At 44.6% G+C, this 13,146-nt stretch carries 15 protein-coding genes; 11 read left to right on the forward strand and 4 right to left on the reverse strand.

Features of this window, described 5'->3' with window-relative positions; all coding sequences use genetic code 11:
• Nucleotides 1-78: 78 nt before the first annotated feature.
• Together ATB78_RS15530 and ATB78_RS15535 are read right to left on the reverse strand one after the other, a co-directional pair.
• Nucleotides 79-483 carry a DUF296 domain-containing protein gene (locus ATB78_RS15530; RefSeq protein WP_061009144.1) on the reverse strand — a complete coding sequence of 135 codons (405 nt, stop codon included), beginning with the start codon at nucleotides 481-483 and terminating at the stop codon, nucleotides 79-81.
• 1 nt (nucleotide 484) lies between these two features.
• Nucleotides 485-1,060: a TetR/AcrR family transcriptional regulator gene (locus ATB78_RS15535; RefSeq protein WP_005375904.1), complete on the reverse strand. Its 576-nt coding sequence runs from the start codon at nucleotides 1,058-1,060 to the stop codon at nucleotides 485-487.
• Nucleotides 1,061-1,344: 284 nt separating this feature from the next.
• Between ATB78_RS15535 and ATB78_RS15540 the strand changes: the two genes are divergently transcribed.
• The 9 genes from ATB78_RS15540 to ATB78_RS15580 all read left to right on the forward strand — a co-directional run bounded on the left by ATB78_RS15540 (nucleotide 1,345) and on the right by ATB78_RS15580 (nucleotide 9,992).
• The gene (locus ATB78_RS15540) at nucleotides 1,345-1,959 is read left to right on the forward strand and encodes a glutathione S-transferase (protein WP_005450075.1); all 615 of its coding nucleotides are present in this window, start codon (nucleotides 1,345-1,347) and stop codon (nucleotides 1,957-1,959) included.
• Nucleotides 1,960-2,213: 254 nt separating this feature from the next.
• Nucleotides 2,214-2,474, forward strand: a complete 261-nt coding sequence (locus ATB78_RS15545) for a hypothetical protein (protein ID WP_005443088.1) — start codon at nucleotides 2,214-2,216, stop codon at nucleotides 2,472-2,474.
• Between the two features lie 21 nt (nucleotides 2,475-2,495).
• Entirely contained in the window at nucleotides 2,496-4,157 is a 1,662-nt protein-coding gene (locus tag ATB78_RS15550; protein ID WP_061009145.1) for a SpoIIE family protein phosphatase, read from the forward strand.
• A gap of 211 nt (nucleotides 4,158-4,368) precedes the next feature.
• On the forward strand, nucleotides 4,369-4,842 hold the full coding sequence (locus ATB78_RS15555) for a prepilin-type N-terminal cleavage/methylation domain-containing protein (RefSeq protein WP_061009146.1): 474 nt from the start codon (nucleotides 4,369-4,371) through the stop codon (nucleotides 4,840-4,842).
• Between the two features lie 330 nt (nucleotides 4,843-5,172).
• Nucleotides 5,173-6,870 (forward strand): GGDEF domain-containing protein, encoded by a 1,698-nt coding sequence (locus ATB78_RS15560; RefSeq protein WP_230677167.1) that lies wholly within the window; start codon nucleotides 5,173-5,175, stop codon nucleotides 6,868-6,870.
• 40 nt (nucleotides 6,871-6,910) lie between these two features.
• Nucleotides 6,911-7,453: a prepilin-type N-terminal cleavage/methylation domain-containing protein gene (locus ATB78_RS15565; protein ID WP_061009147.1), complete on the forward strand. Its 543-nt coding sequence runs from the start codon at nucleotides 6,911-6,913 to the stop codon at nucleotides 7,451-7,453.
• A gap of 17 nt (nucleotides 7,454-7,470) precedes the next feature.
• Nucleotides 7,471-8,163 (forward strand): response regulator transcription factor, encoded by a 693-nt coding sequence (locus tag ATB78_RS15570; protein ID WP_061009148.1) that lies wholly within the window; start codon nucleotides 7,471-7,473, stop codon nucleotides 8,161-8,163.
• 11 nt (nucleotides 8,164-8,174) lie between these two features.
• Nucleotides 8,175-9,446, forward strand: coding sequence for a HAMP domain-containing sensor histidine kinase (locus ATB78_RS15575; protein WP_041053241.1), 1,272 nt, complete (start codon nucleotides 8,175-8,177; stop codon nucleotides 9,444-9,446).
• A 15-nt stretch (nucleotides 9,447-9,461) separates the two neighbouring features.
• Nucleotides 9,462-9,992: a type II secretion system protein gene (locus ATB78_RS15580; RefSeq protein ID WP_061009149.1), complete on the forward strand. Its 531-nt coding sequence runs from the start codon at nucleotides 9,462-9,464 to the stop codon at nucleotides 9,990-9,992.
• A gap of 14 nt (nucleotides 9,993-10,006) precedes the next feature.
• On the opposite strand, the gene ATB78_RS15585 is transcribed toward ATB78_RS15580, so the two are convergent.
• A complete protein-coding gene (locus tag ATB78_RS15585; RefSeq protein WP_009704583.1) occupies nucleotides 10,007-10,684 on the reverse strand; it encodes a response regulator transcription factor in 678 nt (225 codons plus the stop codon).
• A gap of 166 nt (nucleotides 10,685-10,850) precedes the next feature.
• On the opposite strand from ATB78_RS15585, the gene ATB78_RS15590 reads away from it, so the two are divergent.
• Both ATB78_RS15590 and ATB78_RS15595 read left to right on the forward strand, forming a co-directional pair.
• Complete coding sequence (locus ATB78_RS15590; RefSeq protein WP_054823880.1) at nucleotides 10,851-11,195, forward strand: hypothetical protein; 345 nt, start codon at nucleotides 10,851-10,853, stop codon at nucleotides 11,193-11,195.
• Between the two features lie 71 nt (nucleotides 11,196-11,266).
• The gene (locus ATB78_RS15595; RefSeq protein ID WP_061009150.1) at nucleotides 11,267-11,827 is read left to right on the forward strand and encodes a hypothetical protein; all 561 of its coding nucleotides are present in this window, start codon (nucleotides 11,267-11,269) and stop codon (nucleotides 11,825-11,827) included.
• A 133-nt stretch (nucleotides 11,828-11,960) separates the two neighbouring features.
• Here ATB78_RS15595 and ATB78_RS15600 read toward each other — a convergent pair whose 3' ends face one another.
• Nucleotides 11,961-12,962, reverse strand: a complete 1,002-nt coding sequence (locus ATB78_RS15600) for an NADH:flavin oxidoreductase (protein WP_061009151.1) — start codon at nucleotides 12,960-12,962, stop codon at nucleotides 11,961-11,963.
• Between the last annotated feature and the right edge of the window lie 184 nt (nucleotides 12,963-13,146).

A 13,146-nucleotide genomic window follows, 5' to 3' on the forward strand; every position in this document is an offset into this window, starting at 1 on the left:
GATATGAGTAAATTCTTAGCGTAAGAGACAAGCGAATAAAGCTCCAGAGACAGCACAGTATGGCTCTGGAGCTTTTTACTATTTGGAAGGGTTCACTTGCAGTTCGGTATAGCCGGTCGAGTCGTCCATCGTTCTGGTAAACTCAAGTTCTGAGTAAGAATGGATGATCAATTCTGCGGTAGTATCAATCACTGTGCCTTCCAGCAAATGCCCGCCCCAAACTCGTCCTTCACGATCAGACACCGAGATATGAACGTGTTGATGTCCAGCCGTTAGGGTTCCCATCACAGAGACAATTTCAAATGGCTCTTGTTTGGTTAACGTGCTTTCTGCACCTGCCAAACGAAGGTTGAGGTCAGAGACACAGCCAACGCATGAGGCAATCGAGCCTGCTTTGATACCATACTGCTCGACCAATTTCGCTAGGTTCAGCTTTAAGTCCATACCTTTGGTAAGACGTACCGCTATCACTTCAATCGACATGTCACTTCCTAATCAAAACCAGCAAGCAGGAAAGCGCCGTATCCAAATCGGCATAACGTTTGGCTTTGCCAAGCACGCGCATGCCTTGCATGTTGTTGAGAACAAAACGAGCAAGCTCTTCTGGTTTCAGCGTTTTCGGCACTAAGGTTTCTTTTTGCGCATTGGTCAGCGCATCCGCAATGATGTCGATAAGATGGTCAAATAAGAAATGCCCTTTACGCAGTACGTCATCGTCTTCACCTGCATGCTCAATCAACGCATTTTGAATAAAACACCCACAGTTGCGTTTGCGCTGCAGCTCAGCAAAGGATTTGAGGAACGATTCTAACTCAGGTAAAGACGCGTCGTCTTTTTCCAAATCATTCAGTGACGGTAGCGAGACCTTTTTCAAGTAGGTATCGAGCGCTTCGTAGTAGAGCTGTTGCTTGTCACCATAGGTGTTGTAAAGACTGAAGCGGTTGATGTTCAACTCGTCGGTGAGATCCGAGATAGACGTGTTCGCAAAGCCCTTGCGCCAAAACACATCCATAGCCACGAGAAGCTTTTCATCTCGGTCGAAGTTGGCTTTTCTTGCCATAAATTACCTGCCTGGGTCTGCTTATCGGGTAATTAAATTGCTTTGGAGGGATGGTACAGAGAACCTCTAGCGTTCGAACTGAACCAATATGATGAATACCCATCTATTCTTGGGTATCAGCCCCCAAATTCATGTGAACTCACAAACGGCATCAAAAATCTCGCTCAGCAAACAGACCCACAACTGTTTGAAAATTTTTGATAGTGAAGTTCTTGACTGATCGTTTATAAACTGGCTACAGTATATCCTAACCAATCGGTTAGAAAAAGATAAAAGGATGTGAAATGAAGCTCTATGAAACCGCAATGACTCCAAGTTGTAAGCGAGTTAGCATTTTTCTAAAGGAAATCGGTGGCGAGGTTGAGCGAATTGCGCTGAACGTTCGTGAGGGCGATAACCTATCTGAACCGTTTAAATCGAAAAGCGTTAACGGCAAAGTGCCTCTACTGGAACTGGATGATGGCACGACGATCTGTGAAAGCGTGGCGATTTGTCGTTACTTAGATGAAGCGTTTGAAAATGATCTTGCGCTGTTTGGTGCTAACCAGCTCGAACGTGCTCAGGTGGAAATGTGGCATCGCGTTGTCGAATTCCAAGGCTTGTACACGGCTTTTCAGGCGTTTCGTAATATCACAGCAATTTACCAAGACCGCGAAAACTGTGTGGCTGCGTGGGGTGACGAGTCGAAATCTCGCGTATTAGAATTCCTGCCAATTCTCGACAAACGCTTGTCAGAAAGTGAACATATCGCTACTGACAACTTCACCATCGTAGACATTACCGGCTACATTTTTGTTGGTTTTGCCGTAAATGGTTTGAGTATTGAAGTGTTCGAAACCTACCCAAATATTGCGCGTTGGTTTGAACAAGTATCGGTGCGTGAAGCGTTTCAAGGTTAACTTCTAGTGTGATTTTTCTAAGCAGCAAGGCTTTTGTAGACTTGCTGCTTTTTGTCGTTTTAAGCGCAAAGATCTTCAATTTGTTCAAGTTTTCTCTTCTTTTTCTGCCTTTCTCCTATAATTAACTCTGTTAATGCAACAACATCAATTGGCTCTCACGGCGTTTTGGAACCTTGAGTTCTTAGTTTGTAGACGTCCCAATCATTATTGGACTTCACCAAGTAATGAAGGACACCAAGCGACAAGGAGAGGTTATGCGTGTTCGAAGTAAAACCATCAATGGCGTGTTGTGTACGCTGCTCGTAGCGTCTGTGTGCGGACTCGTTGCAATGTATCAAAACCACAGTCAGCAGCATCAACAAATCGAATTGCTGCGTGGGCAATTGATGGAAAAAGAAAACCAAATCGTCATCTCGAATGAGGCGTTGTCTTACACTCGTTATCAACATCAACTTTTAGCGGAAGATTACAGCCGTTTCAGAGATGCCCAATCCATGAGTAGCGTACTGCAATAGAACAAACAGGCAAGGAGAGGTATGAAGTCCATATTGTTGGTCGACGACAGCAAAACGGTCCTGCTCTATATGACCAGTGCATTGCAAAAGCAAGGGTACGAGGTCATTGCCGTTGAAGATGGTGAGTCTGCGTTAGAAGTGCTGACTCACCGAACTGACATTCAGTTTGTCCTCAGTGATTTGATGATGCCGGGCATCAGTGGCATTGAGCTTTGCCGTGAGCTCAAATCGTCGGCGTTTTCTCGTTATATCTTCTTTGTGCTTCTCTCTTCCCGTAACGATCAAGAATCCATCATCAAAGGCATGGATGCAGGCGCCGATGACTTTGTCGACAAGAAAACGTCTGTAGAGGAACTACAAGCGCGTATCCGAGCGGGCTTTCGTACCTTAGAGCTGCACAACACGCTCACGACAAAAAACCAAGAGCTCGATTTAGCGTATCAAACCATTCAGCAGGATTTGGATTCTGCCGGAGAGTTAATGGAACAACTGTTGCCCGTGGAAGAACAGATTCACACGGCACAATTTAGCTTCACTTATGTTCCTTGTACCAAGATCGGTGGGGATATGTTGGGCTATGTCGAGCTCGATGAGTCCCACGTTGCGTTTTATGTCTTCGATGTTTCCGGGCACGGTATTTCTTCGGCGTTAATGGCATTCTCGATTCAACAAACTTTGTCACAACGTAACAAATCGGAGTCGATAACGTTAGACTGGAGCGACAACGAGTACCGCATCAGTGAGCCTGCAGCTGTGATTGAAAGGCTTAATCGACGCTACCAGCAAACGCAAAACAGCAAACTCTATTTCACTATCGAATATGCCGTGTTGAACACCGAAACCGGTGAACTGAATTATTGCACAGCAGGGCACCCTAAATTCGTTTGGCAACAGACGGAACACAACTGCTTGGAACTTGTTGGTGACAACAACTTCATCGTCGGGGCATTGGAGCCGATGATGTACCAAGGTGGAAGTATCCAACTCAAGCCTAATGACGCACTCTGGTTCTTCTCCGATGGCTTATTGGAAGCCAAGCAAGGCGAGAAGCTTTACGGCATTGACCGACTGCTATCCAACATCGAGGAGAGTAAAGCGATGCCAGAAAAGGCACAAACCAATGCCGTTTTGGAGCAAGTGCAAAACTGGCAAGGAAAACCAGAAATCGACGATGATGTGAGCTTGTTGAAAGTGCAATGGTTGGGTTGTGCACAATCGCAAGCCGCTAAGCCGACAAGTTCGGTATTCCAGAAATCCTATCAAGCGTCTTTAGAAGTTTCACGCCAAGCGAGTCTCGAATTGGTTGAGTTCCTTCAACAAACTTCGGTTTCTTCTCACGTCGCGCAAACCCTTGAGCTGTGTGTGGTTGAGTTGATGAACAATGCTTTCATCCATGCCTATCAAGAACAAACCGGAAAAACGGTTGAGTTAGAATGTGAACTAACACAAGGTGAGCAGCACAACATAGAAGTGCGCGTATTTGATTATGGCAATCGCATTTCTGATGAAACCTTTCAAAGTTACACCTCAAAGCAAATTGAGACGCCAAATCTATTCGATGAAGAGAGTTGGATGCCTTCAGGACGAGGCTTGATGCTCATAGCCCAAATGACAAACGGGTTTTCTGTATCACATCAAGGGGATCGCAATTGTTTTACGGTCGTAATGGCGTCGAAATCGTAACTTTTTGCTTGTGATACTGCTTAAATCTTCCTCTTACACGCATGTTTTTGTGCGTGCTAATCGATTGCCTAAACTTTATTTTTTCTGCCCGTTTTGAGTTAACCCTGCGTTAACTTTCCCCGTCGTATATTCGCCGTCAACCGATGGAGAGTCAGGGCTTCTGCCTCTTGTCATCGTGATTTTTCTCTCGTTTGTAGTTGGGAAATAAAAAATGAAGGCGAAAGGTTTTACCTTAATTGAATTGGTCGTGGTCATTGTCATCTTAGGTATTTTATCTGTGACGGCAGCGCCTCGATTCTTGAATTTGCAAGATGATGCGAGAAACGCGGCAATTGCTGGATTAAGAGGGGCGATGAACGGTGCGATGGGCATTGTTTACGGCAAAGCGGCGTTGATGGGTGTCGAACGCGCAAAAGAGGCTAAATTGGATACTGACGGCACAGGTACGCTTGATTTGGCTATCGCCTACGGATACCCAAAAGCGACCTTGAATGACCTATCTATTGTGGTGCAAGGGCTGAGAGAAGACTGGGCACACAAAGAAATCCCTGGTAGCACTTCAATTCACTTCGGCATTGCGGGTTATGACAAAACTTGCATCAAGTACACACAAGCCGGTGTGACTAGTGCAGCAACAGCCGTGGTTATCAAAGATCCGGCAGAGTGCAGTGGGTTAACAAAATGATTCTTAGAGCCACTTTTAACAGTGGCTTTTTTGTGCTCAAAATTCGTGCGTATTCCCTCAAAAAGTTCCCCTAAAAGTCCCTTAAAACATACCGTTATGGTGACGATAAAAATTAATCATTAAAACGAGGGCTGGCGTTAACTTAGCGTTAACCATGAGAAATTTAAGATATGACTCATATCACACACTGTGCCTCTTAAAGCGTTGGCTTTGAGATGGAATTTAACCTTGTTAATGATTAACAGGAAGTAGAGGCGAGTGTCATTAAACGTGTTGGTCAGCGAATTACGTGAATACCAACTCAATAAAAACACTTATAAAGGTCTCTTAATGTCAGATTTCAACTTGTTGTACCAACCAAAACTAAAAGATGGCGTGATCGTTGGTCTTGAAGCTTTGCTACGACCAGTCGACGTTGAAAAAACACTGCCTGAATTTTTCGCCGAAGTGAAAGACAACATGGCGCTTGATCTAGCTGTGATGAAGCGTTGTTTGGAAGACATCGCGAAGTTTGACATTCAAATTCCGGTATCCATCAACATCTACCCAACCAGCGTTTTGAATGATTACTTTGTCTTCAGTGCGATCAAGCAGCTAAAAGGAAAGAACGTTTCTTTAGAGCTGGTTGAGCATCAAGGTGTTGAGCTGAATGATGAATTTCTTAGTCATGTGGCGCTGCTAAAAGACAACGGCATCAAGCTGTCTATTGATGATTTCGGTAAAGATTTCGCGAGAGCGGATTTGGCACTCACTATCGGTGCGGATGAAGTCAAATTTGACCGTTCGTTGGTTCATGACATTGAGAAAAACTACAGCAAATTTAAGCACCTGTCGTTTTTGTACTCAAAGATCAAAACGCTATGTACACACAAAGTTGTTTTTGAAGGGGTTGAGAACAAGCGTCAAAAAGAACTGATCGAATTGTTTGCCGAAAAGCCAACGATTCAAGGTTTCTACTTCTATCCAGCAATGCCGCTAGAGGAGATTGTTGAGCTAGATTGCTTTTCCAACCTTGAGCAAGATGCACCCGTAGAAGCACTGCTACGAATGAGCTTGGATTTAGATTACAAGCTTTATAACTTTCTGATTGAAAACAATATTGAAGATGTACAGAGCGAAGAAGTGAATCGCTTTATTGAAGACCATGACATCTTGGGCGTCGTGCACAACGAAGACGTAAATACGACTCTGAGCAACCTAAGAGACATCTATTTCAATAATACATCGATTATTGCGAATGGCGTTGTGTCGATGCTCGATTCAGCTGAAAAGCTGGTCATCATGAGAAACGAGCAAGGTGTGGTGATTTTTGATAACGCGGCACACCGAGAGTTGGTCGGAACCAGTATCGTTGGTGTGAAACCGCAAGAGATCATCCACGAAAACGAAAGTTACCGTTTGTGCTTAGAGAAAGACAAGAACTTGCTGCAAGACGAACATCTTATGTTCCACAAAGACAAAGAGTTTTTCGAGGGCATTGAGTACGACACGATTCGCGAAAAAATGGTCTACAACGGCAAAAAATTCATCATTGCGACCGTTTGTCCGTCGAATACTGGACTAATGGATGTAACCAAGGATGAGTTGACCAAGTGTTATACCCGTTCGTTCTTAAAGTACCACCTAGCGTCTTACGATAATCGCATCGTGGCTTTTCTTGATATGAACGGCTTTAAAGCGATAAACGACAACTACGGCCATCGTATTGGTGATAATTGTTTGGTGGATTTCGCGTGTTTATTACGTTCATCGCTGCGCGAAAAAGATGTGGTGATTCGCTACGGTGGCGATGAATTTGTGATTGTATTTGACTCTTCAGCGTACGAAGACATTGAAAATCGATTGAACGCACTAAACGCGAAAATGGCGCGTTACTTTGCAGAAAAAGGTTTTGATTTGTCATTCGCGTACGGCTTATCAAAAGTCGTGAATCACGATATTGATGCTGCGATTGAGTTAGCTGACAAGAACATGTACTCGGCAAAACGACGCTTTAAGCGCCAATTAAGTGTGGATTACGTTATCTAAAACTTTCTAACAGGGATGTTGTAAATGTTAGGAGTTTTAAATGAAAAACAAAGGTTATACTCTCATTGAAATGATCGTGGTGATTGTGATTTTAGGCGTGTTAGCGGTGACAGCGGCTCCTAAGTTCATGGGATTACAATCCGACGCGAGAATCGCAACACTGCAAGCGACCAAAGGTGCTATTGAGTCCTCGTTTGCTATGTTTTCTGCCAAATCAGAAATACCGTCTACTGAGATTCAACCTTGTGATTACCACAAGCAAATGCGCTGTATGGTCATTGATGGTCAGCAAATTCGTTTAACCAATGCTGACAATTATCCATGGTTTGATGTCTTTCCGAATCAAGCGCTGTCTCAGTTCAAAGCTTTGGTGAATGTTGACGTTTCTCCTCTTAACGATGATTTGCACGGTGAAGACAAACTCAACTTTGAAACGGATTACGACGGCGGCTTTTGGATCTTCCCACAGTTTTATGGCGATTGGAGTGAACTCGACACACTGCGTTGCCGAATCCACTACACGCCAGCAACGGCAAGTAGAACAGGGCACAGTATTACAACACTGGAAACTGAAGATTGTTAATAACGAGCGAAACGTAAATGGAAGTCACGCACAAACATGTTCTGCTGGTGGACGACAATGTTGAACTAGCAAAAACCATTATGGAATATCTGGAGCTGCATGGTATTCACAGCGACCATGCAGCTAATGGAGTAATGGCATTACAGTTGGCACGATCGGATGAATACGATCTGGTGATATTGGATGTGAATTTGCCTCACTTATCCGGCATCAAAGTCTGTGAAATCCTTCGTGCTGATGGCATCGATTTACCCGTCCTGATGCTCACCGCAAGAAGTGAACTCAGCGACAAGCTTAAAGGGTTCAGTGCTGGTGCGGATGACTACATGGTAAAGCCCTTCGCGCTAGAAGAGTTAATGGCCCGTGTTCTTGCGCTGTTGAAGCGAAGTAGCGGTACGCCAGATCGTTTAGTGGTGGACGATTTGGTGTTAGATATCACCCAGAGGCAAGCTTATCGGGCGGGAATCGCTCTAACGTTATCACCGACTTGCTACAATATTTTAAAAGTGATGATGAGCGCTAGTCCTTCACCAGTAAGTCGAAGTAAGATAATGCGATTGGTCTGGGGCGATGCGTCACCAGAGAGTAACAGCTTGAAAGTTCACATGTTTAAGCTGCGTCAGGCGGTGGATAAGGGACAAAACACCAAGCTTATTCATACGCTTCCTAACTTTGGCTATGTGCTCAAGTCCGAGTCGCGGCATCAATAGGAAAATCATCAGTGAAGATCAAAGACAGTCTTAGAGTGTACGTCATCACCGTCTCTGCGGTGTTAGGGTTAATCCTTGCCGTTGTTGCGGGCTCTTATAGCACCTATAACCTCTATACTGGTATCGATCTTGTGACCAAAGGTGTCATGCTGGTGAAAGCGGAAACGGAAGAACCGCAAGCAGGCAAACCCATCATCAACCCGCCTTTTATCATCACGGCCAACTGGGATGATTTACCCTTGGCATTTCAACTCAAGTTTGTTGAAAAAGAACTCGCGGTAGGGAAGTTATTTAAAGCGACGGAGACTGAGTATCGCGCAGGAAGAAACGCCAACCGCTTTATTTACCTGTTGATCAAAAGCGAAGTGGATGCTCAAACCAAATTTGTCGCAGTCAAAATCAACAAAAACGCCTTCGATGATTTCGCCGACACGCTAAATATCAACTTATTACCTCAGTTAGATTACATCGTTGTTTTTGTCACTGTACTGCTGATCTTCTTTTTGGTTGGGGTATTTACCATCATCAAGAGAATCACCAAACCGGTTGAAGAGCTGAAAAACTGGGCAATCAATATTCGAGAGAAAGACGATTTATCCAAGGTTCCGGATTTTAAGTTTTCTGAGCTCAACATGATGGCGCGAGTTATTAACTCCTCGGTGTCGGCGGTACGAAAAAGTGTTCGTAAAGAGCAAGATTTCATTCGTTATGCCAGCCATGAGTTAAGAACGCCAATTGCGGTTATTCGCTCTAATTCGGAACTGATGAAAAAGATGATCGCCAGTGATATGCCTAAAGAGCGTTTACTGAAGAATCTACAGCGAATCGAAAACAACAGCTTAGCCATGTCCGATTTATGTGACAGTTTGTTATGGCTCAACCACGAAAAGTCGACAGAACTCAGAGAGACAATGACCAGTTTGGGTGTATTAACCGAGCAGGTCGTGAACGAGCAACGATACTTGTTATCTGGAAAGAAGGTAGAGGTTGAAACCTCGGTCGATAGCTTTGAATGTTTGCACTTAGAAGGAATGTGCAAAATCGTGATTACCAATCTTGTGCGCAATGCCTTTCAGCACACCAATGAAGGTGAGGTCATCATCAAGCAGCAAGGGTTAGAAGTACAAGTGATCAATCGAGATAAACAAAAAGACCTGACTCACGAAACGACTGGGTTTGGTTTGGGTTTGTTGATCATCAAGAAAATCTGCGACAAGTATTACTGGCAGTATGAAGAACAAGTGCTGGAAGATGGTCGCGCAGTGAAAGTGACGTTTGTTTAAAGGGCAATTCTCAGCATGAAAACAAGTGTAGGCATGAAAAACAAAGGCTTTACATTGATTGAACTCGTTATCGCTATCGTGATTTTGGGTATTCTCGCCGTGGTTGCTGCGCCGAGATTTCTGAACTTGCAAAAGGATTCAAAGGTGGCGGTTATGGAGACGGTTGAGGGAGCAATGCGAGCAGGTCTAGAAATGGTGCATACGCGTGCCATTGTCGAAGGCTTGGATCAAGGTGAGCAAGAGATCGTCATCAATGGCGTTGTGGTTCCGCTCAGAGATGGTTACCCACGCGTAGACGGTAATGATTCATTCGATGACATGAACAAGCAAGTCTTAGCTTGGCTTAATATTGATGCGGTATCTTTAACTACGGCTCAAAAAGATCCCAATGCTGCTGACCTGTTTACTGACAAAAGCACGCCAAACAACCAAATCTATATTTTCTTCACTTCTGATTTGGATAAGAAAAGCGTCAACTTCCAATGCCAAGTGATGTACCAAAACATCACCACTCCGGAAGTAAGATTACTGACTGACGCTTGCTAAATACCGTTGAGGGGTTACTTCAAGACAAACCCAAAGTTTTTGATGGTTTGGAGTAGCTTCTCTTCATAATTATCATCAAGTGCGTGCCTTAATTTGAACATGTGCACTTTTAAGCTGTTGGTGTCCGGTTGTTCATCTCCCCATACCTTCTGGATTAAGTCTTCACGGCTGATGGGGTTTGGAGTGGCGCGCAGCAAGACTTCTAGAATTCGATAGCCAGTAGGAGAGAGTTTGAGTTCATCGCTACCACGCATGACATGGCGCTCTTTCACGTTCATTTTTAAGTCTTTCAACTGCAGAAGGTTCACTTCGCCACTGCGTCGTCGAGAGAGCACTTTGACGCGCATTAACAGCTCTTCAAAGGCAAAAGGCTTGGTGAGATAGTCATCAGCACCTGCTTCAAAGCCAACGATTTTGTCGTCTAATGTGTCCCGCGCAGTCAGCATAATAATAGGGACATCACTGCCTTGTTCTCGTAATTTCTTACACACCTCTATGCCGGACATGCGTGGCAAATTCAAATCCAATATCACGACATCGTGGTGCGTCTTGGCTATTAACTCTAAAGCGGCCACGCCGTTCGAGACATGATCACAGCTAATGTCTTCAAGCTCAAAGTGTTCGACAGTGGTTTCTGCCAGTTCCAAGTTGTCTTCGACCAAAAGCAATTGAAGTGTATTTGAGCGCGTCACATTTTTCTCCAGCAGAATGCGGTAAGCGAAGTATAGATTATTAAGCCAGAACCGCAGAAAAACAAATACTTAAATAGAAATTTTAGGTCACGATAACGGTCGCTTTAACCAGTTGATAACCCACGAAATGCTAATTTAGCAACCAATTGAATGAATGGAGTTTGCAATGAGGCGCTCTACTAACTTTAAGGTGGCATTGTTGGCAACGTGCAATATGCTTTTTTGGGCGTCGATTGCTGTGTCTACGGTTGCGCTATCAAGGCCGAACATTTCGATAGAAGTTCTTATCTCACTGCTTTTTATTGCTGGTGTCTTTACGTGGACAACAATCTATTGGTTGGTTCGTAACTGTGTGAAACCCATTACGTGCATTACCAATGATATCGAGCGTATGAATCAGACTGGGAGCGTTGTACCTATCGCCAATATTTATGGGGAAGAATATGAAGCATTGCTTGTGGCGGTGAACAAAGCGATGAGATTGGCACAGGGTGAGAAACAAGAGCGCTAAGTGACCATAATCAAACAAATTCTGGTGCTATGCTTTAACGATGACATAAGAAAGGTAAGGGGCCATTAAACATGTCGCAAATCGAAATCAAATTGGAGCGTCCACGCGTCGAATTGCTGTTTGCCAAATATAAAGATCAAATCGGAGATGACTTTCCGGGCTATCGTAATCATGTTTATCGAACCATCACTTATGCGATGCATTTCCTCGGCAATGATGAGCAGTACGAGCAGTTAGTTGAAACGGCATTTGTTTATCACGACATTGGTTTGTGGACTGACCATGAATTGGCTTATCTCGAGCCTTCTGAAGCGGTTGCTTTGGCAGATAATGAACACTTTGAGTGGGGGTTAGATCCTGATGCTTTGCGCGGTGCGATTCATTGGCACCATAAGATTTCGCCGTATAAAGGGCCGCACCAGAAAGTCATCGAAGCATGCCGAAAAGCAGACTGGATTGATGCAACCAAAGGCAGCGTTCGTAAGGGGTTGCGTAAAGAAGTCATTGCAGAAGTGGAAGCGGCATTTCCAAACTTGGGCTTTCATGACACTTTGCTGCGTCTTGCAAAAGATTATGGCGGGTCAACGCTCGTTGGCGGCGTTAAAGTGACGTTGGGTATCGTCAAGTGGTAATTCGTCTTCTGCCTTAACCGTGAGTAAATATAACCACGAAAGTAAAGATAACCAAAAAACAGAAACAACCACGAAAACAAAAATGCCGAGGTGATGCAGTTCACTTCGGCATTTGTTTTTTTGAATAGGGAGGTTATGCGCTGACTTCTTGCTGCATGATTTGTTGATTGAAGGCGAGAGGGTCTTTCAAGATGGCACGCCCAACAGCTGCCAAATCGAGCCAACCGTTGTTTACGGCTTGGTCGATGTACTCTGCGCTTTCAATTCCACCAACACCAATGATAGGAACACCCAAGTCCGCTTGCTTGAGGAAGGTGGACTCTGATACCAGATAGCCTTCGCCGCGGCGATCTTTAGGTCGATTCCATCCCCCAATGCCAGATGACACGTCAATGATGTCTATGCCTGCTTTGATTAGCAACTGGCACACTTCTACCATGTCTTCTTGGGTTAATCCTTCTGGATAAAGGTCCTGACCGGGGATGCGCACCATCACCCCAATGTTGCTATTGGCTTTGATTGCTTCGATGATCTCGACCACCAAACGAGTACGGTTTTCTAATGAGCCACCGTATTGATCATCACGTTTGTTTGTTACTGGAGAAAGAACTTGGTTCAAGCCATACCCGTGGGCACAGTGCAGTTCGACAAAATCAAAACCGGCCTTGTCGGCACGAAGCGCAGCATCGATAAAGTTCTGACGCCAAACAAGCATGTCTTCCAACGTCATTGCTTTTGGTTGTGGCAACACGCGATCGTAAGCGGGAACGGTTATGCCAGAAGGTCCCATTAAATCAGGACATACCTCTAACTGCGCTTTACCGCCGCAATGGGTGATCTGAAAGCCTGCTTTTGCACCGCGTGCATGAATGACTTTTGCAATCGCTTGCATTCCCTCAATGCAGTCATCGCTGTGTGCACCTAACTGGTTCGGTTCACTTCGGCCGGTAAAATCCACAAAGCTGTATTCCACCATCACAAGACCTGCACCCGATTGCGCTAGTTTGTCATAGTGTTGAATGGTGGTTTGGGTGGCAATGCCATCGGTTGTCGCGGTTTGAGAGGCCATAGGTGGCACAACTAAACGATTGTTGAGTTGGTGTTTCGCGACGTTCAATGGAGTAAAGCGAGTCATACGATCCCTCGTGATATCGAAATAAGAGCAAACATTCTATGTCACTTTGCCAAGAATATGAGTGCGAATCTTCTGTTTCAATCCGAATACTTCGAATTTCTATCTTACATTTTCATAAATTACGCTAATTTAATTTTACTCATTACCGATCTTCGCTGAACTGAAGCATCACGTTTTTGTGCGT

The sequence above is a fragment of the Vibrio sp. CUB2 genome (assembly GCF_001557945.1).
GTDB classification, from domain to species: domain Bacteria; phylum Pseudomonadota; class Gammaproteobacteria; order Enterobacterales; family Vibrionaceae; genus Vibrio; species Vibrio owensii.